Raw genomic sequence first — 26,262 nt, 5'->3', positions numbered from 1 at the left:
AAGCTTCCCTCCTACATTAAATCAATATTTATAGAGAATAATAACGTTTTTATTACTGAAATATGTAGTTAATATCATATATTTGATTTATTAACTTACTTTTAGTAAAAGTTAACGCATTTTTAATATTATCCAATTTCTATTAAATTAAACCCTTAATGCCTGAAAAATATTTTTTTATAATATTTTGTTCTGTTATTATATCCTTTTCTTTTGGTAATTTAGAACAGGATCTAAATAACAGCCAAAGGATAAAAGCAACACAAAAAACAGAACAAGATCAAATTGCTCTTCAGTTGGATAGTGCTCTAAATATGGTTAACGTAGACAGCCAAAAAACTTTAAAAATTGCCAAATATTGTTTAGAACAATCAAAACAAAACAAAAATAAATTTTTACAAATGCGCTCCAACTATATTCTTGGAAGGGCTATGTATATTATTGATAGTTTAAATTATTCAAAAAATTATTTAAATACTGCTTTAGATTTATCAGAAGATCTTGATGATAATTGGTATAAAGGCGAAATTTTAAATCGTATTGCTATAATTCAATATAGATTTAATGAAACTAAACTTGCGCTTGAAACATTTAATGATGCACTTTATTATAGTCAAGAATCAAAAAACTATAAAGCTATTGGCTCTAGCTATTCTATGATTGGAACCATTTTTCGTGTAAATGGAGTATATAGTAGGGCTATTGAATATTTTATAAAATCAAGATTAAATTATAGAAAAGCTAATTTTAATGAAGGTGATGCCTGGGTAGCTTATTTACTCGGTCAAGTTAACTCAGACCTTAGAAATTCAGAAAAAGCATTAAAATATTTTAAAGAAGCTTTAGGTAAATACCATATTATAAATTCTATTGATGGTAATACTAACGGACTTGCTATGTGTTATGAACAAATTGCTTTATTAAATTTAGAATTTGGAAATCTTGATGACGCTAATAAAAATATTGATATATTACTTAAAATTTATTCCAAAACTAACTCTAAATATGGTTTATCTTCTTCTTACAGTCTTTTAGGTAAATTAGAATATTTAAAAGGAAATTATAAGCTAGCAGAACAAAATTTATATAAATCACTTGATATAAAAAATAAATATTTAAATCTACATGGAAGATCTAGTATCTTTGAATATTTAGGTCTTTGTGCAATAAAATTAGGACGTTTTAATGAAGGTATCAAAAAAATTAACCAAGGACTTGAAATAGCATTATCAACTAAGTCTAAAAAAAATCAATTAGACATTTATTCTAAACTAGCTAATATATATTTAGATGTTAATGACTATAAAAAAGCAGTTTATTATCAAAATAAACAAATAGAGGTACAAGATTTAATTTTATTTGGTGAAGCCGATATTCAAACAGAGCAACTTCAAACTTTTTATGAATTAGATGAAAAAAATCAAGAAATAAATCAATTAAAAAAAGAAAAAGAAGTCAATATTTTAAAAATTGAACGCCAAGGTATTTACCAAATTTTAATGGGGCTAGTAATTCTAATTATAATAGTAATAGCCATAGTTATATACCTATTTTATAAAAAATTACAACATAAAAATGATGAATTAAGTATTTTAAATACTACTAAAAATAAGATTTTTACAATTATTGCCCACGATTTAAGAAGTCCTTTTAACACCATCTTAGGGTTTTCAGATTTGCTAAGCAGTAATGCAAAACGTTTAGATATTAATAAAATTATTAAATTTAGTCAACATATAAATTTAGAAGCTACCAACACATTAACACTATTAGATAATTTATTAAATTGGGCTAAATCTCAAACTAAACAAATTTCATTCAACCCAACAGAATTAAATATAAAGCCAATAATAACACAAATACTTGAAGAATTAAATTCTACAGCAGAACTAAAAAACATATCATTAAACTATACTCAATTAGATGATCTTAAAGTTTATGCAGATACTAACATGCTAAAAACAATATTGAGAAATCTAATTACAAACGCAATAAAATTCACTTACCTTGAAGGATCTGTTACCGTAACTACAAAAGTAAAAAATAATTTTGTTGAAATTTCAATTTCCGACACTGGAATGGGTATGAGTGATGAGACTAGAAATAAATTATTTACATTACAAACCAATGAATCTACAACTGGTACTGCAAATGAAAAAGGTTCTGGTCTAGGCTTAGTACTTTGTAAAGAATTTATAGAAAAACATGGTGGTAACATATGGGTAACTTCTGAACTTGGCAAAGGAACAACATTTTATTTTTCACTTCCAAATGAAATTTAATTCATCTTTGTTTTGCTACTATTTTAAAAAATAGTAATTTTATCTCTTAATTTATAGAAAATGAAAAAATACTTATATACATTAGTTTTAACAACTTTATTATGGTCTTGTGGAGGATCAGGAGGCAGTGATTCTCCAGAACCAGAGCCAGAAAATAATGCACCAAACACTCCTACTCTAAAATATCCAACAAACAACTTACTTTGTATAGATAACACCATTGATTTTGAATGGAATGCAGCAACAGATCCAGATGGAGATGTGGTTACTTACGAAATTCAAATTGCTAAAGACAATCAATTTACTCAAATAGTTCAAACGGTTACTAATACAAGTACTCTAAGAACAATTTCTTTAGATAAAGGAATTGCTTATTACTGGAGAGTTAGTGCAAAAGACAGTAAAAATTTATCAAGTGATTATTCAAGTGTAAATTCGTTTTATACAGAAGGAGAAGGAGTTTCTAATTACTTACCTTTTTCTCCAGAAATTGTAAGCCCTACATTAAACGCAACAGTTACCGAAACAAATGCAACACTTGAATGGAACGCATCCGATGTAGATAATGATCCTCTTACTTTTGATGTATATTTTGGTACAACAGAAACACCAACAACAATTGTATCATCAAATCAAACTTCAAAAACATTTAATGTAGATCTTTCTAGTTCAGAAACTTATTATTGGAAAGTTGTAGTTAAAGATGATAAAGGAGGAGAAACTATAGGTCAAGTTTGGAATTTCAAAACTGATTAATGGATACCTATTTTATTAAAAACAAGAGCCTTTATTTAATTAAATAAAGGCTCTTGTTTTTTGAAATTAAAAAATATTCTTAAACCTTTAACAAAATTTATAACTAATAATTACTATAATTGTATATGATAAAAAAATTACTATATACGGCACTATTTTTTATTACTTTAAACAGTTATTCTCAACAAAATATAGAGAATGATACAATAAAAGATACTACAATCGCTACATTATTAAAAGGACAAATAGTAAATCAACTTGATAAAACACCTTTAAAAGGTGCCCATGTTTTTAATTTAAATTCAGTATTAGGTACAATCACTAATGAAAACGGAAATTTTGAAATACCAATTGCTGTAAGTGATACTATTTATGTTTCTTATTTAGGATACCAATCAATTAAATTAAAAATAACTAACGATTTATTAAAAGGAAATGAACTGGTTATAGAATTGTATGAAAAAACAGAAGAAATTAGTGAAGTAGTAGTAAAATCTCATAAATTAATAGGTGTTTTAGAAATAGATGCTAAAAATGTACCTAAAGATAAATATGCTCGTATACATATTAATGGTTTAGCTCAAACTTATGAAGTTGGAGGTACAAGACAAAGAAAAGATTTTAATTCACCTGTAGATGCGCTATTTAAACCAATTGATTTTGTTTATAATATGTTTGGTAAAAAACCAAAACAATTAAAAAAGCTAAAAAAAATGCGTGATAATGATGAATTACGCGTACAATTAGAAGCTAAATTTAATAGAGAATTAATGATGGAATATTTAGAAATGGATTCGGCTGAATTAACCGACTTACTTAATGAGTGTAATTATTCTGATTATTTTATTAAACAAGCTAGTGATTTACAATTAATTGAAGCTGTATTGTTATGTTATGAAAATTACAAAGCCGTAAAAAAAGGAAGTACTATAAAAACTACAGATGATAAATAAGTAGATATCTTCTAAAACTAAAGCATAAAAAAAACCTTTGAAATTCAAAGGTTTTTTTGTGCTTTATAAATATAAGAGTTGATTTATCCTAAAACTTCAGCAACTTTAGCTCCAATTTTAGCTGGTGAATCAACTACGTAAATTCCGTTAGCTTTTAAAATTTCCATTTTAGCTTGTGCAGTATCATCTTTACCTCCTACAATTGCTCCTGCATGTCCCATTGTTCTTCCTTTTGGTGCAGTTTGCCCTGCTATAAAACCTACAACTGGTTTTTTATTTCCTGTAGCTTTTACCCATTGTGCAGCTTCAGCTTCTAATTGACCTCCAATTTCACCAATCATTACAATACATTTTGTATCATCATCATTCATCAATAATTCTACAGCTTCTTTTGTAGTAGTTCCAATAATTGGATCACCACCAATACCAATTGCTGTTGTAATTCCATACCCTTGTTTTACTACTTGGTCAGCAGCTTCATACGTTAATGTTCCTGACTTTGAAACAATACCTACACTACCTTTCTTAAAAATAAAACCTGGCATAATACCAACTTTAGCTTCATCAGGAGTAATAACACCTGGACAGTTAGGACCAACTAATCTACAATCTTTAGTTGCTATATATGCTTTTACCTTAACCATATCCGCAACAGGTATTCCTTCTGTAATACAAATAATTACTTTAATACCAGCAGCAGCAGCTTCCATTATGGCATCTGCAGCAAAAGCAGGTGGTACAAATATAATTGAAGTATCTGCAGCAACTTTATCAACGGCTTCTTGAACTGTATTAAAAACAGGTTTATCTAAATGAAGTTGGCCTCCTTTACCCGGTGTAACCCCACCTACAACATTTGTTCCATACTCAATCATTTGTGTAGCATGAAAAGTTCCTTCACTACCAGTAAAACCCTGGACAATTATATTTGAATTTTTATTTACTAAAACGCTCATTTGTATGTATTTTATATTATATCTATTTCAAAAGTAATTTTTTTTTCTAATTATAAGTTAGAAACAAAACTTATTTTTTTTGATTTTTTATTAATTGTTTTATTTCAACAATTTCTTTTAGCTTTTTTCTTGATTCTTCTATTGGTGTGCCAAAGTATGTTAAATTTCCTTTTATAGATTTTGTAACACCTGTTTGACCTAAAACAACAGCATTTTTACCAATTGTAATTCCACTATTTGTACCAACTTGTCCCCATAAAGTTACGTTATCTTCAACAATAACACAACCTGCAATACCCGTTTGAGATGCTATTAAACATTTTTCACCAATAATAGTATCATGTCCAACTTGAACTTGATTATCTATTTTTGTTCCTTTATTTATTGTTGTATTACCTGACACCCCTCTATCTATTGTACACAAAGCGCCAATATCAACATTATCTTTAATTACAACACTACCACCAGAAATTAATTTATCGTAACCTGTACTTCTTTTTTTATAATAAAAAGCATCTGCTCCTAAAATTGAACCTGAATGAATAGTAACATTATTACCGATTGTACAATCGTCATAAATTGTAACGTTCGGGTGAATTATACAATTTTCTCCAATTGTAACATTGTTTCCAATAAAAACGTTTGGTTGTATAATAGTACCTTCACCTATTGTAGCTGAATCAGATATTAATTTATTAGCTTGTTTAAAGGGATTAAAATGCTTTGTTAATTTATTAAAATCTGAAAATGGATCTTTAGAAATTAATAAAGCCTTTCCTTCTGGACAATCTACTTTTTTATTTATTAGAACAACACTTGCTTTAGATTTTAAAGCTTTATCGTAATATTTAGGATGATCTACAAAAACAATATCTCCATTTTCAACAACATGTATTTCATTACAGCCATAAATTGGAAAATCATCAGCACCTACGTACTCAAGTTTTAATAAATTTGCAATATCCTTTAAATTATATTTATGAGGAAACTTCATAAGTTACTCTTTAACTCGTTCTAAATAAGAGCTCTTTGAAGTATCAATTTTAATTTTATCACCTTCATTTATAAACAAAGGCACATTAATTTGCGCACCTGTTTCAACAGTAGCAGGTTTAGTTGCATTTGTTGCTGTATTACCTTTTACACCTGGTTCTGTATGTGTAATTTCTAATATAACACTTGCTGGTATTTCTACTGATAAAGGCATGCTATCTTCTGTATTAAAAACAACTGTAACTACTTCTCCTTCTTTTAAAAGTTCTGGTGTATCTAGTGTTTCTTTACCAAGAGTTATTTGATTATAATCTTCCGTATTCATAAAGTGAAAAATGTCACCTTCTGGATATAAAAACTGATATTTTCTAGTTTCTACTCTAATATCTTCAATTTTACGTCCAGCAGGAAATGTATTATCTAATAATTTACCTGTTGACAAACTTTTTAGCTTAGTTCTAACAAATGCAGGTCCTTTTCCAGGTTTTACATGTAAAAATTCTACTATTTTAAAAATATCATTATTATGTCTTATACATAATCCGTTTCTTATATCTGATGTTGTTGCCATTTGTTTTATTTAAGTTCTAAGTTATAATTATTATTTTAAAAGAATTGAAAAATATTATGAACAGAATTAAAATTCATAATTAGTGATTTACTATCAACTCCCAGTATATCCTTTCATAATTCCTCTTTGTGAGTTTTTTATAAAAAGTAATATTTGATCTCTTTCTTTTGTTGCTTCCATTTCTGCTTCTATAATTTCTACTGCTTGCGAAGTATTGTAATTTTTTTGATATAAAAGCCTAAAAACATTTTGAATTTCTCTAATTTTTCCAGTTTCAAACCCTCTTCTCCTTAATCCAATTGAATTAATTCCAATATATGAAAGTGGTTCTTTACCTGCTTTTGTATAAGGAGGCACATCTTTTCTAACTAAAGATCCTCCAGAAACCATTGCATGCTCTCCAATATGAATAAATTGATGTACAGCTACCAATCCACTTAGTATTGCAAAATCACCAATTGTAACATGTCCAGCTATAACAGATCCATTTGCTAAAATACAATTATTTCCAATAACACAATCGTGTGCTATATGTGAAGTAGCCATTATTAAACAGTTATCCCCTATTTGGGTTTTTCCTAATGCTTTAGTTCCTCTATTAATTGTACAACACTCTCTAATGGTAGTATTATCTCCAATTATTGCTAAAGAGTCTTCTCCATCAAATTTTAAATCTTGAGGAATTGCAGAAATTACAGCTCCAGGAAAAATTCTACAATTTTTACCTATTCGTGCGCCTTCCATTATAGTAACATTAGAACCAATCCAAGTTCCAGAACCTATAATTACATTATTATGAATTGTTGTAAAAGGCTCCACCACTACATTAGTAGCTATTTTGGCACCTGGATGTATATATGCTAAAGGTTGATTCATTATTCTTTAGGTTTTTTTGCTATTTGAGCCATTAATTCTGCTTCTACTACCAATTTTCCATTTGCATAGCCATAAGATTGCATATGGCAAATTCCACGTCTAATAGGTGACATTAATTCGGCTTTAAAAATTAAAGTATCTCCTGGTAATACTTTTTGTTTAAATTTAACATTATCCATTTTCATAAAATATGTCAAATAATTTTCAGGATCTGGTACTGTACTTAAAACTAAAACACCACCACACTGTGCCATAGCCTCAACTTGTAATACACCTGGCATTACTGGTGATCCAGGAAAATGTCCAACAAAGAAATTTTCATTCATTGTAACATTTTTCATACCAACCACATGTTTATCTGAAAGCTCTATAATTCTATCAATTAATAAAAATGGTGGTCTATGAGGTAAAATATTCATTATTTGATGAATATCCATTAAAGGTGGTTGATTTAGATCAAAAGTTGGAACTTTATTTCTTTTTTCGTGCTTAATAATTTTTTGAAGTTTTTTAGCAAAAGTGGTATTTATTAAATGTCCTGGTTTATTTGCTATAACTTTTCCTCTAATTCTAGTACCTACTAAGGCTAAATCTCCAATTACATCTAATAATTTATGCCTTGCTGCTTCATTAGCCCAACGCAGTGTTAAGTTGTCTAATATACCATTTGGTTTAACTGTTAAAGATTCTTTATTAAAAGCTTTCTTTAACTTATCCATAGTAGCTTCAGAAATTTCTTTATCTACATAAACTATCGCATTATTTAGATCTCCTCCTTTTATTAAGTTGTTATCTAATAACATTTCAAGTTCATGTAAAAAACTAAAAGTACGTGCATTAGAAATTTCGTTTTTAAAATCTTTTAACGAATTTAATGTTGCATTTTGAGTACCTAATACTTTAGTTCCAAAATCTACCATTGAAGTAATTTGATATTCATCTGAAGGCATTAAAATAATTTCACTTCCGGTTGCTTCATCCTTATAAGAAATTATTTCTTTTACAACATATTCTTCTCTTTCTGCACTTTGCTCTTCAATACCTGCTTTTTCAAGTGCTTCAACAAATTGTTTAGATGAACCATCCATAATTGGTGGTTCTGCACTATTAATTTCAATACAAATATTATCTATATCTAATGCTACTACTGCAGCTAAAACGTGTTCTGATGTATTTACAAAAACACCTCTTTTTTCTAAATTTGTTCCTCGTTGTGTATTAACAACATATTCCGCACTTGCTTCAATTACAGGTTCTCCCTCCAAATCAATTCTAACAAAAGCATATCCATAGTTGATCGGCGCAGGTTTAAAAGTTATTAAAACTTTATTTCCTGTATGCAAACCAACACCAGAAAGTGTTACTTCTTTTTTAATTGTTTTTTGTTTAGTACTCATATTTTTATTTTAAAGCTTTTTCTTTATTTTCTAAACTATTAATAGTTTTTACTATACTTGGCAGTTTTTTAAAGTACACATAAGATTTGTTAAAATCTGAATATCCAAAAGCAGGCGTACCTTGAATGGTTTCTCCATCCTTAATGTTTTTACTTATACCAGATTGCGCTTGTATTTTAACATTATTGCCAATAGTTAAATGTCCTGCAACACCTACTTGTCCACCAAACATACAGTTTTCTCCTATTTTAGACGATCCAGCTATTCCACATTGAGCTGCAATAACTGTATTTTTACCTATTTCTACATTATGAGCTACTTGAATTTGATTGTCTAATTTAACGCCACTTCGTATAATTGTTGAACCTAATGTAGCTCTATCTATTGTTGTTGCAGCTCCAATATCTACAAAATCTTCAATAATTACATTTCCAATTTGTGGAATCTTTCCATAAACACCTTGTTTATCAGGTGCAAAACCAAATCCATCTGCACCAATAATAGCCCCTGAGTTTATAACACAGTTGTTACCTATTTCGGTTTCAGAATAAATTTTTGCTCCAGAGAAAAATATTACATTATCACCTATTTTAACATTGTCTCCAATATATACATTTGGATAAATTTTTACGTTTTCACCAATAGTTACATTATTACCTATATAGGCAAATGCTCCTAAGTAAATATCTTCTGGAACCTCAGTATTTTCTCCAACAAATGAAGGTTGTTCAACACCTGTTTTTTGAGATTTAGCTTGATTGTAATATTCTAATAATAATGCAAAAGATTGATATGCATCATCAACCTTTACAAGTGTAGTTTCAAATTCCTTTTCTGGAATAAAGTCTTTCCCAACAATTGCAATTGATGCTTTTGTTGAATATATATATGGGGTGTATTTTGGATTTGATAAAAAAGTTAATGAACCCTTTTCCCCTTCTTCAATTTTAGAAAGTTTAAAAACTTCCACATCGGCATTGCCATCTATTTCACCTCCTAAAATTTCTGCTATTTGATTTGCTGTGAATTTCATTGTTGCAAAAGTAAAAAAAAAGAATCATTATACCTATTTCTTAGGATAACACAAATAATACTTATTTACGGGTTTAGAAAGTGCCTGAATATTAAAATGATCTGATACTTCAACAACATCTTTAACTTCTCCATTTTTAAATAGTAATTTTATTGTATTTTTAGTTGAATCGTATGCCTGATTACAAATTTTACCATTGTAAACTAAATAATCTACTTCTTTATTACTTAAATTAAAATTCTTTTTTACAAGGTCTTTTACACGTTGAACTTCCTCTTTTCTAAAAGGTTTATTTTGCAATACAACTTTAGGTAATATTCTATTAATTAAACTTTCTGAGAGTTTTGAAAGAATAAAATCTTCATTAGAAATCCATTCTTTTATAGAAGCCAAAACATCATAATTATCTAACTTGGCAAATATTTTTAATGTTTTTGTTGTAAAATTAGCTTCATCTATTTGGTTGATTAAAAAGTAATTAAATGCTTTACTAGCTGGTAATTTAGCTCCATTTAACACTAATTCTTTTGCGCGCATTAATACTCTTTCTAGTTGTTTTTCAGCTCCTAGTCCCGTTTTATGAAGGTATACTTGCCAATACATTAAACGTCTTGCTACAATAAATTTTTCTACAGAATAAATACCTTTTTCTTCAACAACTAATTCATCATCTATTACATTTAACATGGTTATTAATCGTTCAGAATTTATATTTCCTTCAGAAACACCTGTATAAAAACTATCTCTTTTTAAATAGTCTAACCGATCCATATCTAACTGACTTGCAATTAATTGATGTAAAAACTTACGAGGATAATCTCCTTTAAAAATAGTTATAGCTAAACTTAATTTACCTTTAAAATCAACATTTAACGCTTCCATAAATTTTAATGAAATTGTTTCATGGTTTATACCTGTAGCAATACTTTTTTCTAAGGCATGTGAAAAAGGTCCGTGCCCAATATCGTGTAATAAAATTGCTATATAAAGTGCATTTGCTTCTTCTTCGGAAATTTCCACACCTTTAAATTTTAAAATATGGACCGTTTTTTGCATTAAATGCATACAACCTAAAGCATGATGAAACCGTGTATGATGTGCACCAGGATATACTAAATAAGACATCCCCATTTGAGATATTCTTCTTAAACGCTGAAAATAAGGGTGTTCTATTAAATCGTATATTAATGCATTTGGAATAGTAATAAATCCATAAATTGGATCGTTTAATATTTTAAGTTTGTTCGTGTTTTTATCGTTCAAAACAAGTATTTTAGTAATAACAGTGCAAAGATAACAAACAATATGAGTGAAATAAGTATTTTATGGGTAGATGATGAAATTGATTTACTAAAACCACATATTCTATTTTTAGAAAAAAAAGGATATGCCGTTACAAAATGTAATAATGGTGCAGATGCCATTGATTTATGTGAAGAAAATAATTACGATATTGTTTTTTTAGATGAAAACATGCCTGGTTTAAGTGGGCTAGAAACTTTAACCGAAATTAAAAGCAAACGTGCCAATCTTCCAATAGTAATGATTACTAAAAGTGAAGAAGAATATATTATGGAAGATGCCATTGGTAATAAAATTGCAGATTACTTAATAAAACCAGTAAATCCAAATCAAATTTTACTGAGCCTTAAAAAGAATTTAGACCTTTCTCGCTTGGTTTCAGAAAAAACAACTTCTAATTATCAACAAGAATTTAGAAAAATTGCTATGGATTTGGCAATGGTAAATTCTTATGACGAATGGATTACTGTTTATAAAAAATTAGTTTATTGGGAGCTAGAATTAGAAAATATTAATGATTCTGGAATGGTTGAAATTCTAGAAAGTCAGAAGCAAGAAGCAAATTCTTTATTTTTTAAATTTATCAAAAAAAATTATAAAGATTGGATTAATAATGACGAAGAAGCTCCAATCTTATCAAATACCTTATTTAAAAAAATAATAATTCCTGAAGTTAAAAACTCAAAAGGAACACTATTAGTTGTAATTGATAACTTACGTTACGACCAATTTAATATTATTGAAAAAACAATTAACAAATATTACAAAAAACAACAAGAAACTCCTTATTTAAGTATTTTACCAACGGCTACACAATATGCTAGAAATGCAATTTTCTCAGGCTTAATGCCTTTAGAAATGGAGCAAAAACATCCAGATTTATGGAAAAACGACACCGATGAAGGTGGTAAAAACTTACACGAAAAAGAATTTTTAGATACTCAATTAAAACGACTTAGAGAAACTATTAAATTTGAATATTATAAAATAACTAATTTAAAATCTGGAAAAAATTTAGCTGATAATTTTAATACTTTAAAAGAAAATGATTTAACAGTTGTTGTCTATAATTTTGTTGATATGATCTCTCATGCCAAAACAGAAATGGAAGTTATTAAAGAGTTAGCTAGTGACGATAAAGCCTATAGATCTTTAACAAATAGTTGGTTTTTAAACTCCCCTTTGTTAGATATGATTCAAAAAGCACAAAAATTAGGATTAAAATTAATAATTACTACAGACCATGGTACCATAAATTCCAAAGCTCCTTCAAAAGTAATTGGCGATAAAAATATCAGTTCAAATTTAAGGTATAAAACTGGTAAAAGTCTTTCTTATGAAGATAAAGAGGTATATGCAGTAAAAAATCCTAAAGACATTTTATTACCTTCTTTAAGTTTAAATAGTTCTTTTATTTTTGCTAAAGAAGATTACTTTTTTGCGTATCCAAATAATTACAATCACTTTGTAAAATATTATAGAAACACCTACCAACATGGAGGTATTTCTTTAGAGGAAATGATAATTCCTTGTGCTATATTTGTGCCAAAATAAGCAAAACAAGTAAAGAGTTTATAGGTTGAAAAGAATACAGATTATAAATAAAATCATTTTAAAATCTTAATTTTGCTATAAAGCCATTCAACCTATTAACTATTAACCAAATTATATATGATAAAAAACTACACACTAGAAGAACTTCCTCTAATTGCAGAAGAAGTTATTGAATTTTCTAAACATAAAGTGCTGCTTTTTTATGGCGAAATGGGTGTTGGTAAAACAACACTTATAAAAGAAATTGTAAAAAAATTAGGTGTTTTAGATACCGTAAGTTCCCCTACTTTCTCTTTAGTAAACGAATATCATAGTTTAAATAACGAAAAAGTTTATCATTTTGATTTTTATAGAATTGATAAAGAAGAAGAAGCTATGGATATGGGGATTGAAGAATATTTTTACAGTAATTGTTGGTGTTTAGTTGAATGGCCAAATAAAGTAGAAAATTTACTACCTTTAAACTCGGTAATAATTAAAATTACCACAACAGAAAACCAACTACGAACTATAGAAGTCAAAAATAATGGGTAAACAAATCACTTCACCATTTAGTAAACATGAGTTAATTCCTCTAGAAGAAACCTTAGAAATTACAAAACAAAAAGGAGCACTTGTTATTGGAATTCCTAAAGAAACTCATTATCAAGAAAAACGTGTTTGTTTAACTCCAGATGCCGTTGCAGCTTTAATTAACCAAGGACATAAATTTGTTATTGAAACTGGAGCTGGTGATGGTGCTAATTTTTCTGATAAAGAATACTCAGAAGCTGGAGCTAAAATTTCTTATGATATTAAAGAAGTATTTGGATGTCATATTATTTTAAAAGTTGAACCACCATCTCTAGACGAAATTAAATTAATTAATCCACAAAGCATCATCTTTTCTGCTTTACAACTTAAAACCCAATCTAAAAAATATTTTGAGGCTTTAGCTAATAAACGTATTACAGCCATTGCTTTTGATTATATTAGAGATGAACATGGTGTGTATTCTGTTGTAAAATCGTTAAGTGAAATTGCCGGTACTGCCTCTATACTAATAGCTGCTGAAATGATGAGTAAAGACCAAGACGGAAATGGTTTGCTTTTAGGAAATATTAGTGGAGTACCTCCTACCGAAGTTGTTATATTAGGCGCAGGAACTGTAGCTGAATTTGCTGCACGTTCAGCCATTGGTTTAGGTGCAAATGTTAAGATTTTTGACAATTCCATATCTAAATTAAGAAGCATACAACACAATTTAGGAAGACCAATTTACACGTCAACAATACAACCTAAAACACTACAAAAAGCATTAATGCGTTGCGATATTGCCATTGGTGCAATAAGAGGTAGTTCTCGTTCTCCTGTAATTGTTACAGAAACAATGGTTGAACAAATGAAAACAGGTGCTGTAATAGTTGATGTAAGTATTGATCGTGGTGGTTGTTTTGAGACTTCTGAAATAACTTCACATAAAAATCCAATTATAGAAAAATATGGCGTATCTCATTACTGTGTACCAAATATCCCTTCTAGATATTCTAGAACAGCCTCATTATCAATAAGTAATATTTTTACACCCTACCTTTCTAATATAGCTGAAGAAGGTGGATTTGAAAATGCAGTAAGATTTAATAAAAGTTTACAAAAAGGAATGTATTTTTACCACGGAATCTTAACTAACAAATCTGTTGCAGATTGGTTTAATATTCCTTTTAGAGATATAAACTTATTATTTATATAAAATTATGACATTTAAACAACGCTTGCCTTTCTTTTTAGGTGGATTAATTATAGGAATTATTATTGTAATATTTATCTGGGGTAAAAAAAATACGACTTTTGATTATGGACCAAACGCACGTGTATTAAAAAATATTAGAATAAAAGAACGTATTTTTTCTGAAAATGCATTGACTATTTTAAATACCAAAAAAATTGATACCGCATATATTTCTCAAATTCTAAAAAATGGAGATGTAGATTTAGCTCATAAAATTAAATTAGACAGTTGCCTATATCAATATAATATCAAAGGAATTGATAGCCTAAAAAACATTACACTTACAGTTATTAATTGTGAATCTAATGCTATTATTGAAGCTATTAAAGTTGAATAAAACCCAAATTTAAGTAGCTATTTACACAAAATAGCACCTATTTAAAACACTACTTCACTATACTTTTAAACATAACTAATTGACACTTAACGCTACTTAAATTGTTTCTTTTTTATTATATCTAAAAGGAAATTCATAGAAAAAAAACAATTAACTTTGCGGCGTTTTTAGGTGACTTTATAAGTTTAAAAGGGAATCAGATGAAAACTCTGAACAGTACCCGCTACTGTAAATTTCACAGGTGATTTTTTCACCGAAATGGCTTTACCACAACCACTGTTTTTTTTAAAATGGGAAGGTAAATAAAGCTGAAATCAGTCAGGAAACCTGCCTAAATACATATTAAATATCAAAGCTTTCGGGAATAAAAGCTTATGGTACGTTATTGTATACTACCATATTTATTACCTAAGGTTTATATTGTTGTAACCATATAAATTAACAAATAAAATGAAACTTAAATTAATTTTCAGCATAACGCTGTTTACACTTGTTTTTATGTCTTGTTCTGAAGACAATTCGCTATTTGCCCCAAAAATTTTAGCTCAAAAAACAAATTACCAATTAGATTTTGAAGAAGCAATAGTATTAAATCCTGAAATAGAAAATTTAACAGAAACTACTATAAATTGGCTTCTAAATGATGAAATTGTATCAACTGAACCAACTTATACGTTCTTATCAAATTCAATTGGTGAAAACGAATTAAAATTAGTTGTTGAAAATTCAGCAGGTAAAGAAACCTTAATATATAACATCCGTGTTTTTGGAAAATATGCAGAAGGTGTTTTTATTGTTTCTGCTTCTTCTGAAAACGATAATGGAACTGTTGGATTCTTAAAAGATTCAATATTTACATCTAAAGTTTTTCAACTAGAAAATCCAGATAAAACATTAGGATTCGATTTAATTAGTGGACAAATTTCAGATAATAAACTTTACTTCGTTTCACAAAGTGGTACTAATTATATAACTGTTACAAACGCTGAAACTTTAAAACTTGAAGAAACTATTTCTACTTCCGAAGCTAGAAATCCAGCATATATTTCACTAGTAGATAATGATAAAGCATATATTTTAAGCGCTTACAGTAGTACCAGATTACTTTATAATGTAGATTTTACAAATGCTGCAATTCAAAATAAAATAGATGGTATTTCAGATATTCCTGCTATACAATCGGCTGTTTTAGCTATAGAAAATAAATTGCTTATTGCTGATGGAAATTCAGTAAAAGAATTTGATACAACTACTGAGTCTGTAAATGAAATACTTACATTTTCAGATAATGTTTCAGGAATTGTTACCGATGCAAATAACAATATTTGGATTGCTACAGAAGGTAGAAATGAAGAAGCTACATTTGTAAAATTAAACGCTGATTTATCTATTGCAGAAACCGTAAAATTAGGTACTGATGTAAAATTATATCGTAATGGAATGTTGACTTCAGCTAATTCAAAATATTTTTATTGGCAAGAAACTTCAACAGGAAACATTCATCGTTTTAATAACGAAAATAAAACTCAAGAATTATTTATAACACCATTTAATTACAACCTATTTTTTACTACAGCGCTTAAAATTCATCCTAAAACTGAAGACATTTATTTAGCCGGTGTAACAGACTTTTTTGATATGAGTAATAGTGTAATGCTGATTTTTAATGAAGAAGGCCAAGAATTAAATAAGTTTGAAAACATAGGAACTGCTCCTACTGACTTTGTTTTTAATTATAAAGAATTATATCAATAAACAAAAAGCAGCTTAATTTTTATAAAAAAGTAGTTAATATGTATAATTAACTACTTTTTTTGTTTTAAAGTTTATTTTCATTAAAATATACTTCCTTTATTTTTCTAATACTTTTAATGGATTTCTCTAACCAATCTTGATATTTTTCTCTTTTCTCAATTTCTGTAAGTTGCCAATCGATAGTTGAGGCTTTTAATTTCTGATTCATATTTTGAAGAATAATTGCAGCAGCAACAGAGATATTTAAACTCTCTGTAAAACCAACCATTGGTATTTTTAAATAACCATCTGCATTATCCATCACGTCTTTAGAAAGTCCTTCTTTTTCAACTCCAAAAAAGAACGCTGCTTTTTCTGAAATATCAAAATCTTGCAATAAACAAGATTCATTATGTGGTGTAGTAGCAATTATTTTATAGCCTTTTTCTTTTAAAGCCGAAATACAATCTAGCGTATTATTGGTGTTTTTTTGATTATACATAGAAAAGTCAATCCATTTCTGAGCTCCTTTTGCAACCAATCTAGAGGCATAAAATTTATATTTATCCTCAATTACATGCATATCTTGAATTCCAAAAATATCGCAAGTTCTAACAACAGCACTAGCATTATGAGGTTGAAAAATGTCTTCAATTGCAACCGTAAAATGTCTTGTACGTTCGCTTAGCACCTTTTCAAATAGGTTTCTTCTTTTTTCAGTAACAAATTGCTCTAAATATTCAATATACTTCTCATCTACCATCTAAAATTATCTTTTTTCAAAGATAAATCTTTACTTTTGAATAATAAAAATTCAAAATAGCATTTAATAAAACTCTAAAACATTTATATGAAAAAAGTTGTAATACTAACTGGCGCAGGAATTAGTGCAGAAAGTGGAATTAATACATTTAGAGGTAGCGATGGACTTTGGGAAGGACACGATGTAATGGATGTTGCATCTCCTATTGGTTGGAATAAAAATAAAGAATTGGTTTTAGATTTCTATAATAAACGTAGACAACAACTATTAGAAGTTACACCTAATTTAGCACATAAAGCCTTAGTATCGCTGGAAAATAGCTATAACGTAAATATTATTACACAAAATGTAGATGATTTACACGAACGTGCTGGTAGTAAAAATGTATTGCATTTACACGGAGAATTATTAAAAGTTAGAAGTACTAAAAACCCTCACTTAATTTACACTTGGAAAAAAGATCTTTTATTAGGTGATTTATGTGAAGAGAATTCGCAATTAAGACCACATATTGTTTGGTTTGGAGAAGAAGTTCCTATGTTAGAAAAAGCAATAGAAATAACCTCTAAAGCAGATATTCTTATTATTATTGGAACATCTATGCAGGTATATCCAGCTGCTAACTTAATTAATTTTGTAGAGCCTAAAATTCCAGTATATTTTATTGATCCAAAACCTTCAATTCAAAAAAATTACTTTCCAAACTTAACAGTTATTGCTGAAAAAGCTAGTACAGGAGTTGCTAAAGTAGTTACTGAATTAATTGACTTATAGCCTTAAATAAATCTCCTTTTGAAATTACACTTCCCATTTCAATTAATTTAAATAATTCTAAGTTACGTTCTTCGGTATATTTTTTTGAAGCTTTAAAATAATCGACACTATCATTTACAGGATTTTTTAAAAACCAATCAAAATCATTTTTATCTAAAAAACTTTTAGAGGTGTCATTTAATTTAATATAAATTCTAATTATTTCTTTTGAAGAACATTTAAAAAGATTGATATCGTTTTTAGATATATGTTCTAAATATTTAGTTTTTGAAAGTACATCTTCCCAAACAAGGTCGCTAAAAATATTTAATTCCTCATCTGCCACTTCAGGTTTATTAGCTTTAATAGTTTCCCACTCTTTAACATCAATTTGCTGAGTTGCAAGAAATTTAGCAAATTCTTCATGCAATTCTAATAATTGTTCTTTTGTTAGTTGTCTGTATTTCATATTTTTAGAATAAAAAAAACCGCCCAATTTGGGCGGTTTAAATATATAAAATTTTTAAATTTTATTTATCTTCTGCAATTACATCAATAGGTAATTCAATAATTACTGCTCTGTGTAATCTTATAGTTGCATTGTATTTACCAAGTCTTTTAATGTTTCCACCTTCAACTTTGATGAATTTTTTATCAATTTCGTGACCAGCTGCAGCTAATGCTTCTGATACATTTCCATTGTTTACAGAACCAAATAATTTAGTACCATCACCAGTTTTAGCAGTGATTTTAATTTCTAGTTCTTTAATTGCATCTGCAATTTTAGTTGCATCTTTTATTAGTTTTTCTTCTTTGTAAGCACGTTGCTTTAAAGTTTCTGCTAATACTTTTTTCGCTGATGTAGTTGCTAATACTGCAAATCCGTGAGGAATTAAATAGTTACGACCATAACCATTTTTTACAGTAACAATATCATCTATAAAACCTAAGTTTTCAACGTCTTGTTTTAATATAATATCCATGATTCCTTTCAGTTTTATTTTAACATATCGCCAACATATGGCATTAAAGCTAAGTGACGTGCTCTTTTAATAGCAACAGAAACTTTACGTTGGTATTTTAATGATGTACCTGTTAAACGACGTGGTAAAATTTTACCTTGTTCATTTACTAAGTATAATAAGAAATCAGCATCTTTATAATCAATATATTTGATACCGTTCTTTTTAAAACGACAGTATTTTTTTACTTGTTTAGTGTCAATATCTAATGGAGTTAGGTAACGAACATCACCTTGTTTTCCTCCTTTTGCTTGTTGTTCTATAGACATAACTCTTATTTTTTAGTTGCTTTAACTCTTTCTCTTCTTTTCTCAGCCCAAGCAGCAGCATGTTTATCTAACTTTACAGTTAAATAACGCATAACGCTATCGTCTCTTCTAAATTCAAGTTCAAAAGCACTAATCTCTTGTCCGTTTACCTTAAATTCAAATAAGTGATAAAATCCACTTTTTTTGTTTTGGATTGGATATGCTAATTTTTTTAGCCCCCAGTCTTCTTTTGAGATCATTTCGGCACCTTTAGAAACAAGATAGTCCTCGAACTTCTTTACTGTTTCCTTTATCTGGATATCAGATAAAACGGGATTCAAAATGAAAACAGTTTCGTAATGATTCATAATTAAAATTTTAAGTTTTACTTTTAAGGGTGCAAATATACAGTTATTTATGGAAATGACAAGTAGTTAATTAATAAAAAAGAAGTATTTGATATTAAATATTAAATTACTTGTATTTTATGCTGTTTTTTTAATAGTTAACATTTACATTTAAAACATTTAACATGTTGAAAAACAAGCACTAAACCTTTTAATCTAAAACTCATTATAGATTGCTTTAATAATTATCTACATCTATATTTAATTTAATAGAACGAAATTGTTTAACTGCTTGGAACGAATTTTTGACTCGTAAAATATTATTTTTAGTAACTCCAATAGATTGTTTTGGTGGAATTTTTATAATAATATGACGAATGTAATAATTACGAATTTTAGATATTGCCGGTGTTGTTGGTCCTAAAATTTGTTCTTTAAAAATGTTTGTTAAAGATTTACCTAGCCAATTAGCACCTTCTTCTACCCTTACATAATCTTTATGACGTAATGTAATTTTAATAATCCTATAAAATGGTGGGTAATGATATTGCCAACGTTCATCTAATTGTTCTTTAAACATTTCTTTATATGAATTGGTCGATACTTGCTGTAAAATTTGATGGTATGGGTTAAACGTTTGTATAGTCACTTTTCCTCTTTTTTTTGATCTTCCAGCTCTTCCTGCAACTTGAACCATTAATTGATAACTACGTTCATGTGCTCTAAAATCAGGAAAATTAAGCATTGTATCTGCATTCATAATTCCAACTAAAGAAACATTTGCAAAATCTAGTCCTTTTGAAAGCATTTGTGTACCAACTAATATATCTATTTCTTGTGCTTCAAATTTACCTATTATTTTTTGATAGCCATATTTACCACGCGTGGTATCTAAATCCATTCTACCAATAGAAGCATCTGGAAATAATTGTTCTAATTCCTGTTCAATCTGCTCAGTACCAAAACCTTTTGTATTTAATTTTTCACTTCCACAAGCACCACAATTATGAGGCATAGCTTGCCTATAACCACAATAATGGCAACGTAATTCTTTTCTAAAACTATGAAAAGTTAAACTTACATCGCACTGCGGACATTGAGGTGAAACACCACAAGTTTCACATTCTACAACAGGAGCAAAACCTCTTCTATTTTGAAATAAAATTACTTGTTCTTTTTCATCCAAAGCATCTTGAATCATTTCTAAAAGTCTATCAGAAAAATGACCTTTCATTCTTTTTTTTCGATGTTTTTCTTTAACATCAACTAATTCTATTTCTGGTAATAATACATTTCCAAAACGCCTATTTAATTCCACATAACCGTATTTACCTTGTTGTGCGTTGTAAAAAGTTTCGATACTTGGCGTTGCAGAACCCAATAAAACTTTAGCTTTATGTAAATTTGCTAAAACTATAGCTGCGTCTCTTGCATGGTAACGTGGAGCAGGATCGTATTGTTTAAAAGAAGGTTCATGTTCTTCATCAACAATAACAAAACTTAAATTTGAAAATGGTAAAAACAATGAAGAACGTGCCCCTAAAACAAGTTGTGCTTTTTGTTTATTTTCCAGTACATTATTCCATACTTCAACACGTTCATTCATAGAATATTTTGAATGAAATACAGATAAATAATCTCCAAAATAATGTTGTAACCTTTCTATTAATTGCGTGGTTAAAGCTATTTCGGGTAACAAATAAAGTACTTGTTTGCCTTCTTCAAGCAAGTTTTTAATTAACTTAACATAGATTTCTGTTTTACCACTACTAGTAATTCCTTTTAATAGAGTTACTTGCTTTGTTTTAAAAGATGTTTTTACACTTTCAAAAGCTTCTTGTTGGTAAATAGTTAGTTCTTTTATATCTGAAGTTGTTCCATTAAAATTTATACGGTCTTTTTGAATAAAATAATATTCGAAAATTTCTTTATCTATTAACGATTTTAGTACAGAATTTGATGTTGAAGCTTTTTCTTGAAGATCCGTAGCTTTAATTGGTTTTTTTAAACTTTCTAATTGAAAATAGGTTAAAATTAACTCTCGTTGTTTTTTTGCCCTACTTAAATTCTCCAATAATTCAGATAATTTATTTTTTGAATTCCAAGGTTCTTTTAAACGAATATATTTTATAAGCTTTGGCTTATATTGCTCATAAATTTGCTCTTTAACTACAATTACATTTTTTTCTATCAATCGTTTTATTACTGGAAATACATTCTTTTTCCCTAATATTTCAATAATTTTAAAAATTGAAAGTTGCGATTGATGCTGTAAAGCTTCAAAAATTAAAAATTCTTCGTCAGATAATATCCCTTCATTTGTAAAACCAGCAACTAACTGAATCTCTGTTTCACTTTCTAATAAAAATGCACTTGGTAATGCTGCTCTAAATACTTCACCTAAAGCACACATATAGTAATTAGCTAACCAATCCCAATGTTTTAATTGTATTTGATTGACTATTGGAAATTCATCTAAAATTTGGTAAATTTCTTTTGCTTCATAACCAACTGGTGGTGTATTATGAATATTATAAACTAGCGCAGTATATATTTTAGATTTTCCAAACTCAACAGCAACACGCATTCCTGGCTTTAAAAAATTAGCTTCTGCCTCTGTTATTTTATACGTAAATAACTTTGAAAGTGGAATGGGTAATATTACGTTGCTATAATAGTTCAATTTAAAATAATTTTAATGACAAATATTATATAAAAAAATTAAAATCTGTTATATAAGTTGCTTTTTTTAAAGACAAAATTATTAAATTTGATACAAATCATTTTTAAAATAATTTCATATGAAAAAATACTTGGTAGCGAGCTTATTAATTACACTTTTTATTAGTTGTAAAGAAAAACAAAAAGACAAAGAGCAAGAAAAAATAAATCCAGAATATGTGGCACTTCAAAAAAAATCTGCGTCACTTTTTGGAGTATTACCTAAAGTTGCTGAAAATCCAAACAACCCTATTACAGAAGAAAAAGTTGCCTTAGGGAAAAAATTATATTTTGATAATAAATTATCAAAAGACAATACTCAAAGTTGTAATACTTGTCATAATTTAGAAACATATGGAGTAGATAATTTAAGCACATCTCCTGGAAATGATGGTGGTTTAGGAACAAGAAACTCACCTACAGTTTTAAATGCTGCCTTACATATAAATCAATTTTGGGATGGTAGAGCCGAAGATGTTGAAGAACAAGCTGGAGGACCAATATTAAACCCTGTAGAAATGGCAATGCCTAGCGAAGAAGAAGTAGTAAAAAGACTCTCTAAAGAAGACGAATATAATCTATTATTTGAAAAAGCTTTTCCTGAAGATAAAAGCCCAATTTCTTATAAAAATATTCAAGATGCCATTGGTGCTTTTGAGCGTAAATTAATAACACCTTCAAAATTTGATGATTTTTTAGAGGGTGATGTTACTGCACTTACTGATATAGAGATTAAAGGTTTAAATTTATTTATTGATAAAGGATGTGTTGCCTGCCACTCTGGAACTGCTTTAGGTGGTAATATGCATCAAAAATTTGGAATATTTGATGATTACTGGAAACATACTAAAAGTAAAACTATTGATGAAGGTAAATTTGAAGTAACAGAAAAAGATTCAGATAAGTACATTTTTAAATCTCCTTCATTAAGAAATATTGCTAAAACATACCCTTATTTTCATGATGGAAGTGTTTACGATTTAAAAGAAGCCGTACAAATAATGGCTAAAGTACAATTAAATAAAGAATTTACTACTGACGAATTAGAAGCTATTTATGCATTTTTAAATTCGTTAACAGGAGAATTACCAGACGATATTTAAAACCCAAATTTTATACCTTTTAAAGTCCGATATTTTTATCGGACTTTTTTTTTGGCACGTTGTTTGTTTTGTAATAAACGTAGTTGCTAACTAACCAACTATTTTAATAGTAACCTTAAAATCAAACATTATGAAAAATAAAATACTTTTATTCGCAACCTTTTTATTAGTTAGTTTAGGAACTTTTGCTTCAAACACAACTAATACAACTTCAACAAACCATTATTCCAATAATAATTATGAAAATTCATTTACTTTTGTTGAAGACGGTGTTACTTTTTCTATTTTTCAAAATGGTGAATTCGATTTTTATATAAATCCACGAAGTGATTTTAGTGCTAGCTACAGTAGTAATGGAGTAAATATAAGCTATAACTCTGGTTATAATTACGATGCCTATGTTCAATATGATGACTATGGAGCAATCATTCAAATAGAAAATATACCTATTTATTACGATTATTATGGACGTGTAGCAAAAGTTGGTAATATAGATATTAATTATACTAATAACAGAGTGGTTAGATTAGGTGGACTTAGAGTTTACTATAATAATTACGGGTTGTTTTCTCATTATTCTGGTTATATAAATAGCTACAACCGTAGATATGTATTTCACCCATACCACAATTTTTTTACAAGACCATTATTTGATTTTAGAATTGTAAGCTATAAACCTTATAGATATAATTATAAACCTAATCGTTACAGATATTATAGCGATCATTCTAGAAACAAATATTATAAAAACAATAAATATTACAGTAGACATAAAACATATGCTAAAAGTAATAACAGACAACGTATAGCAACTAATGTACCTAAAAGACGAACTAGCAATGTTGCATATAGAAATACAAACAATTCAAAATCACATACTCAAGTAAAAAGAAATGTTATAGGTAATAATAGAAACACGTCGGTAATTAACCGTTCACGCAGTAATACTAACATAATAGGAAACAATAGAAATACTAATATAATTGGAAATAGAAATAGTACTGCTCAAAAAAGAAATACCAGTACAACTATAACGCGTACAAAAACAGTAAAAACTAGTACACCTACAAGAACAATTCAAAATAGAAATACTAGTAATTCTGCTAATAGAAGTAGTTCTATAAGTCAAAATAGAACAAAAAGTTCTAAAACTTATACACCAAGTAGAACTACTCAAAAAAGAAGTGTTTCTACATCTACAACTAGAAGCTCTTCTAAAAGTACAGCATCTAAATCAAATAGTAAAACTAAACGAAGAAGTTAATAATTAGTTTTACAAACTAAAATTAGCTATAGATTAAATTAAAACATCGAAATTTAAAATTTCGATGTTTTTTTATAAAAATTATTTAGTTACCTCTATAAAACAAAATAGTACTTATTGTTTTTATAATAATTTTAAAATCAAGTAATAAATTGCGTTCTTTCATATAATATAAATCATAACGCAATTTCATATATTGCTCTTCTTTAGAGCTTGCATAAGGATATTCTACTTGAGCCCAGCCTGTTAAACCTGGCTTAATTACATTTCTAATAGTATAAAAAGGATGTTCTTTACTTAGTGCTTCAACAAACTCTGGGCGCTCTGGACGAGGTCCAATAACACTCATTTCACCTTTTAAAATATTTATAAATTGAGGCACCTCATCTAACCTTGTATTTCTTAAAAACTTACCGAATTTAGTGATTCTAGCATCATTTTTTTGTGCCCATTCTGCACCATTTTTTTCAGCACCTGGAACCATCGTTCTAAATTTAATAATCTTAAATAAAAAACCTCCTTTACCTACTCGCTCTTGTAGATAAAACAACGAACCTTTATTAAAAAAAACATTTCCAACATATATAAATGGAATACTTATAAGTAAAAAACATATTCCAATTATTGATAAAACAACATCAAATAACCTATGAAAAGTAAGATAAATTTTATTTTGATGATTTTTATTAAAATTAAGGTGGTTATAAAAATTCTCGTTTAATTGAGATTCTGGAATTCGTTTATAAATTGATTCCATAAAATTCTCTGAATTTGAAATAGTAACACCTTGTTTAAAAAGAAAAATAAGCTCTTGTGTAAATTTATTAGTTAAATCATTTTTCTGAAAACCATCAACAACAATTTCATTAATTTGATTTTTTTCAACTAACTGTTTAAGATCCAAATCTCTATTATTTAAATACTTTTCCGTACAACCTATAAGTGCTGTTGGACAGCTATAACCCACAATATAATTATAAGGAGCTTTAAGTTTTATTGTTTTTATTAAATCAGCTACAAAATTTTTATCTGAACTGATAATAAGTATTTTATTAAAAAACAAAGGAGAAAACACAAATTGAGTATAAATAAAGCGCCAACAATAAATAGAAACAGTAATTGCTAAAAATAAATATAAAATCTGTAGCCTATTTACAGGTAATACTGGTGTTATTATAGGCGTGAACACGTAAAAAAGGCTTGTAAAAAAACCTGTAAGTAATGTATTTTTAAAAATTTGATATTTATCGTTTGCAACTTGTAGATTATACATTTCAAATAATTGACCAAACAATAATACGTAACAAATTAGTACAAATAAATACCCATAAAAATTAGCTTCTTCGGGTTTAAAATAATGAAAATCAAAAAAATAAAACATTACTATCAAACCAGCAAAAACAAAAAGAATATCGAAAAACTTTAATAAAAGTTTTCTTTCTGAAATTGAAAAATTAATGTTTTTTCGGAGCATAAAACCACCTATTAAATATTTTATAAATATACATACTTCTATTGTTTTTATTATT

General features: G+C 28.0%; 25 protein-coding genes and 1 riboswitch. Of the genes, 11 read left to right on the top strand and 14 right to left on the bottom strand.

What is annotated here, in order from left to right; genetic code table 11:
* The first annotated feature begins 158 nt into the window (after positions 1–158).
* The 3 genes from MHL31_RS02470 to MHL31_RS02460 all read left to right on the top strand — a co-directional run bounded on the left by MHL31_RS02470 (position 159) and on the right by MHL31_RS02460 (position 3,991).
* On the top strand, positions 159–2,282 hold the full coding sequence (locus MHL31_RS02470) for a HAMP domain-containing sensor histidine kinase (protein WP_240227500.1): 2,124 nt from the start codon (positions 159–161) through the stop codon (positions 2,280–2,282).
* Between the two features lie 60 nt (positions 2,283–2,342).
* Entirely contained in the window at positions 2,343–3,038 is a 696-nt protein-coding gene (locus MHL31_RS02465; RefSeq protein ID WP_240227499.1) for a SusE domain-containing protein, read from the top strand.
* A gap of 125 nt (positions 3,039–3,163) precedes the next feature.
* Positions 3,164–3,991 carry a carboxypeptidase-like regulatory domain-containing protein gene (locus MHL31_RS02460; protein ID WP_240227498.1) on the top strand — a complete coding sequence of 276 codons (828 nt, stop codon included), beginning with the start codon at positions 3,164–3,166 and terminating at the stop codon, positions 3,989–3,991.
* Between the two features lie 83 nt (positions 3,992–4,074).
* On the opposite strand, the gene sucD is transcribed toward MHL31_RS02460, so the two are convergent.
* The 7 genes from sucD to MHL31_RS02425 form a co-directional block, all read right to left on the bottom strand.
* Complete coding sequence (sucD, locus tag MHL31_RS02455) at positions 4,075–4,947, bottom strand: succinate--CoA ligase subunit alpha (protein WP_240227497.1); 873 nt, start codon at positions 4,945–4,947, stop codon at positions 4,075–4,077.
* Between the two features lie 70 nt (positions 4,948–5,017).
* The gene (locus tag MHL31_RS02450; RefSeq protein ID WP_240227496.1) at positions 5,018–5,941 is read right to left on the bottom strand and encodes a UDP-3-O-(3-hydroxymyristoyl)glucosamine N-acyltransferase; all 924 of its coding nucleotides are present in this window, start codon (positions 5,939–5,941) and stop codon (positions 5,018–5,020) included.
* 3 nt (positions 5,942–5,944) lie between these two features.
* Complete coding sequence (gene efp / locus MHL31_RS02445) at positions 5,945–6,511, bottom strand: elongation factor P (RefSeq protein ID WP_240227495.1); 567 nt, start codon at positions 6,509–6,511, stop codon at positions 5,945–5,947.
* Between the two features lie 93 nt (positions 6,512–6,604).
* Positions 6,605–7,387, bottom strand: a complete 783-nt coding sequence (gene lpxA, locus MHL31_RS02440; RefSeq protein ID WP_240227494.1) for an acyl-ACP--UDP-N-acetylglucosamine O-acyltransferase — start codon at positions 7,385–7,387, stop codon at positions 6,605–6,607.
* Entirely contained in the window at positions 7,387–8,784 is a 1,398-nt protein-coding gene (locus tag MHL31_RS02435) for a bifunctional UDP-3-O-[3-hydroxymyristoyl] N-acetylglucosamine deacetylase/3-hydroxyacyl-ACP dehydratase (RefSeq protein ID WP_240227493.1), read from the bottom strand. The genes lpxA and MHL31_RS02435 overlap by 1 nt, the downstream gene beginning before the upstream one ends.
* A 4-nt stretch (positions 8,785–8,788) precedes the next feature.
* Positions 8,789–9,817 carry a UDP-3-O-(3-hydroxymyristoyl)glucosamine N-acyltransferase gene (lpxD, locus tag MHL31_RS02430; protein ID WP_240227492.1) on the bottom strand — a complete coding sequence of 343 codons (1,029 nt, stop codon included), beginning with the start codon at positions 9,815–9,817 and terminating at the stop codon, positions 8,789–8,791.
* Between the two features lie 33 nt (positions 9,818–9,850).
* Complete coding sequence (locus MHL31_RS02425; RefSeq protein WP_240227491.1) at positions 9,851–11,080, bottom strand: HD domain-containing protein; 1,230 nt, start codon at positions 11,078–11,080, stop codon at positions 9,851–9,853.
* Positions 11,081–11,122: 42 nt separating this feature from the next.
* Here MHL31_RS02425 and MHL31_RS02420 point away from each other — a divergent pair, with 42 nt between their 5' ends.
* The 5 genes from MHL31_RS02420 to MHL31_RS02400 all read left to right on the top strand — a co-directional run bounded on the left by MHL31_RS02420 (position 11,123) and on the right by MHL31_RS02400 (position 16,533).
* Positions 11,123–12,673 (top strand): bifunctional response regulator/alkaline phosphatase family protein, encoded by a 1,551-nt coding sequence (locus MHL31_RS02420; RefSeq protein WP_240227490.1) that lies wholly within the window; start codon positions 11,123–11,125, stop codon positions 12,671–12,673.
* Between the two features lie 117 nt (positions 12,674–12,790).
* Positions 12,791–13,207: a tRNA (adenosine(37)-N6)-threonylcarbamoyltransferase complex ATPase subunit type 1 TsaE gene (gene tsaE / locus MHL31_RS02415; protein WP_240227489.1), complete on the top strand. Its 417-nt coding sequence runs from the start codon at positions 12,791–12,793 to the stop codon at positions 13,205–13,207.
* A complete protein-coding gene (locus MHL31_RS02410; RefSeq protein WP_240227488.1) occupies positions 13,200–14,402 on the top strand; it encodes an alanine dehydrogenase in 1,203 nt (400 codons plus the stop codon). The genes tsaE and MHL31_RS02410 overlap by 8 nt, the downstream gene beginning before the upstream one ends.
* A gap of 4 nt (positions 14,403–14,406) precedes the next feature.
* Positions 14,407–14,778, top strand: a complete 372-nt coding sequence (locus MHL31_RS02405) for a hypothetical protein (RefSeq protein WP_240227487.1) — start codon at positions 14,407–14,409, stop codon at positions 14,776–14,778.
* Positions 14,779–14,930: 152 nt separating this feature from the next.
* Positions 14,931–15,128: riboswitch (cobalamin riboswitch) on the top strand.
* A 100-nt stretch (positions 15,129–15,228) separates the two neighbouring features.
* Complete coding sequence (locus MHL31_RS02400; protein WP_240227486.1) at positions 15,229–16,533, top strand: DUF5074 domain-containing protein; 1,305 nt, start codon at positions 15,229–15,231, stop codon at positions 16,531–16,533.
* 64 nt (positions 16,534–16,597) lie between these two features.
* Here MHL31_RS02400 and MHL31_RS02395 read toward each other — a convergent pair whose 3' ends face one another.
* Positions 16,598–17,275, bottom strand: a complete 678-nt coding sequence (locus MHL31_RS02395) for an RNA methyltransferase (protein ID WP_240227485.1) — start codon at positions 17,273–17,275, stop codon at positions 16,598–16,600.
* Positions 17,276–17,362: 87 nt separating this feature from the next.
* Here MHL31_RS02395 and MHL31_RS02390 point away from each other — a divergent pair, with 87 nt between their 5' ends.
* Positions 17,363–18,049, top strand: coding sequence for an NAD-dependent deacylase (locus MHL31_RS02390; RefSeq protein ID WP_240227484.1), 687 nt, complete (start codon positions 17,363–17,365; stop codon positions 18,047–18,049).
* Here MHL31_RS02390 and MHL31_RS02385 read toward each other — a convergent pair.
* The 5 genes from MHL31_RS02385 to priA all read right to left on the bottom strand — a co-directional run bounded on the left by MHL31_RS02385 (position 18,027) and on the right by priA (position 22,328).
* Positions 18,027–18,497, bottom strand: coding sequence for a DUF6495 family protein (locus MHL31_RS02385; protein ID WP_240227483.1), 471 nt, complete (start codon positions 18,495–18,497; stop codon positions 18,027–18,029). The genes MHL31_RS02390 and MHL31_RS02385 overlap by 23 nt on opposite strands.
* A 61-nt stretch (positions 18,498–18,558) precedes the next feature.
* Positions 18,559–19,011, bottom strand: coding sequence for a 50S ribosomal protein L9 (gene rplI / locus MHL31_RS02380; protein WP_240227482.1), 453 nt, complete (start codon positions 19,009–19,011; stop codon positions 18,559–18,561).
* A gap of 14 nt (positions 19,012–19,025) precedes the next feature.
* On the bottom strand, positions 19,026–19,319 hold the full coding sequence (rpsR, locus tag MHL31_RS02375; RefSeq protein WP_111708427.1) for a 30S ribosomal protein S18: 294 nt from the start codon (positions 19,317–19,319) through the stop codon (positions 19,026–19,028).
* Between the two features lie 5 nt (positions 19,320–19,324).
* The gene (rpsF, locus tag MHL31_RS02370; RefSeq protein WP_240227481.1) at positions 19,325–19,666 is read right to left on the bottom strand and encodes a 30S ribosomal protein S6; all 342 of its coding nucleotides are present in this window, start codon (positions 19,664–19,666) and stop codon (positions 19,325–19,327) included.
* 217 nt (positions 19,667–19,883) lie between these two features.
* On the bottom strand, positions 19,884–22,328 hold the full coding sequence (priA, locus tag MHL31_RS02365; protein WP_240227480.1) for a primosomal protein N': 2,445 nt from the start codon (positions 22,326–22,328) through the stop codon (positions 19,884–19,886).
* A gap of 118 nt (positions 22,329–22,446) precedes the next feature.
* Between priA and MHL31_RS02360 the strand changes: the two genes are divergently transcribed.
* Both MHL31_RS02360 and MHL31_RS02355 read left to right on the top strand, forming a co-directional pair.
* Entirely contained in the window at positions 22,447–23,469 is a 1,023-nt protein-coding gene (locus tag MHL31_RS02360) for a cytochrome-c peroxidase (protein WP_240227479.1), read from the top strand.
* 130 nt (positions 23,470–23,599) lie between these two features.
* Complete coding sequence (locus MHL31_RS02355; RefSeq protein WP_240227478.1) at positions 23,600–24,733, top strand: hypothetical protein; 1,134 nt, start codon at positions 23,600–23,602, stop codon at positions 24,731–24,733.
* A gap of 85 nt (positions 24,734–24,818) precedes the next feature.
* Here MHL31_RS02355 and MHL31_RS02350 read toward each other — a convergent pair whose 3' ends face one another.
* Positions 24,819–26,207, bottom strand: coding sequence for an exopolysaccharide biosynthesis polyprenyl glycosylphosphotransferase (locus MHL31_RS02350; RefSeq protein WP_240227477.1), 1,389 nt, complete (start codon positions 26,205–26,207; stop codon positions 24,819–24,821).
* Between the last annotated feature and the right edge of the window lie 55 nt (positions 26,208–26,262).

The sequence above is a fragment of the Lutibacter sp. A80 genome, from assembly GCF_022429645.1.
Taxonomy (GTDB): Bacteria; Bacteroidota; Bacteroidia; order Flavobacteriales; family Flavobacteriaceae; genus Lutibacter.
Note: the sequence above shows the minus strand (reverse complement) of the source record. Positions and strands in the feature narration are given on the sequence as shown.

What these genes read in the sequence shown, in the direction of transcription:
- MHL31_RS02470 (WP_240227500.1), top strand. Translation starts at nt 159, where the DNA reads ATGCCTGAAAAATATTTTTTTATAATATTTTGTTCTGTTATTATATCC.
- MHL31_RS02465 (WP_240227499.1), top strand. Translation starts at nt 2,343, where the DNA reads ATGAAAAAATACTTATATACATTAGTTTTAACAACTTTATTATGGTCT.
- MHL31_RS02460 (WP_240227498.1), top strand. Translation starts at nt 3,164, where the DNA reads ATGATAAAAAAATTACTATATACGGCACTATTTTTTATTACTTTAAAC.
- sucD (WP_240227497.1), bottom strand. Translation starts at nt 4,947, where the DNA reads ATGAGCGTTTTAGTAAATAAAAATTCAAATATAATTGTCCAGGGTTTT.
- MHL31_RS02450 (WP_240227496.1), bottom strand. Translation starts at nt 5,941, where the DNA reads ATGAAGTTTCCTCATAAATATAATTTAAAGGATATTGCAAATTTATTA.
- efp (WP_240227495.1), bottom strand. Translation starts at nt 6,511, where the DNA reads ATGGCAACAACATCAGATATAAGAAACGGATTATGTATAAGACATAAT.
- lpxA (WP_240227494.1), bottom strand. Translation starts at nt 7,387, where the DNA reads ATGAATCAACCTTTAGCATATATACATCCAGGTGCCAAAATAGCTACT.
- MHL31_RS02435 (WP_240227493.1), bottom strand. Translation starts at nt 8,784, where the DNA reads ATGAGTACTAAACAAAAAACAATTAAAAAAGAAGTAACACTTTCTGGT.
- lpxD (WP_240227492.1), bottom strand. Translation starts at nt 9,817, where the DNA reads ATGAAATTCACAGCAAATCAAATAGCAGAAATTTTAGGAGGTGAAATA.
- MHL31_RS02420 (WP_240227490.1), top strand. Translation starts at nt 11,123, where the DNA reads ATGAGTGAAATAAGTATTTTATGGGTAGATGATGAAATTGATTTACTA.
- tsaE (WP_240227489.1), top strand. Translation starts at nt 12,791, where the DNA reads ATGATAAAAAACTACACACTAGAAGAACTTCCTCTAATTGCAGAAGAA.
- MHL31_RS02410 (WP_240227488.1), top strand. Translation starts at nt 13,200, where the DNA reads ATGGGTAAACAAATCACTTCACCATTTAGTAAACATGAGTTAATTCCT.
- MHL31_RS02405 (WP_240227487.1), top strand. Translation starts at nt 14,407, where the DNA reads ATGACATTTAAACAACGCTTGCCTTTCTTTTTAGGTGGATTAATTATA.
- MHL31_RS02400 (WP_240227486.1), top strand. Translation starts at nt 15,229, where the DNA reads ATGAAACTTAAATTAATTTTCAGCATAACGCTGTTTACACTTGTTTTT.
- MHL31_RS02395 (WP_240227485.1), bottom strand. Translation starts at nt 17,275, where the DNA reads ATGGTAGATGAGAAGTATATTGAATATTTAGAGCAATTTGTTACTGAA.
- MHL31_RS02390 (WP_240227484.1), top strand. Translation starts at nt 17,363, where the DNA reads ATGAAAAAAGTTGTAATACTAACTGGCGCAGGAATTAGTGCAGAAAGT.
- MHL31_RS02385 (WP_240227483.1), bottom strand. Translation starts at nt 18,497, where the DNA reads ATGAAATACAGACAACTAACAAAAGAACAATTATTAGAATTGCATGAA.
- rplI (WP_240227482.1), bottom strand. Translation starts at nt 19,011, where the DNA reads ATGGATATTATATTAAAACAAGACGTTGAAAACTTAGGTTTTATAGAT.
- rpsR (WP_111708427.1), bottom strand. Translation starts at nt 19,319, where the DNA reads ATGTCTATAGAACAACAAGCAAAAGGAGGAAAACAAGGTGATGTTCGT.
- rpsF (WP_240227481.1), bottom strand. Translation starts at nt 19,666, where the DNA reads ATGAATCATTACGAAACTGTTTTCATTTTGAATCCCGTTTTATCTGAT.
- MHL31_RS02360 (WP_240227479.1), top strand. Translation starts at nt 22,447, where the DNA reads ATGAAAAAATACTTGGTAGCGAGCTTATTAATTACACTTTTTATTAGT.
- MHL31_RS02355 (WP_240227478.1), top strand. Translation starts at nt 23,600, where the DNA reads ATGAAAAATAAAATACTTTTATTCGCAACCTTTTTATTAGTTAGTTTA.
- MHL31_RS02350 (WP_240227477.1), bottom strand. Translation starts at nt 26,207, where the DNA reads ATGCTCCGAAAAAACATTAATTTTTCAATTTCAGAAAGAAAACTTTTA.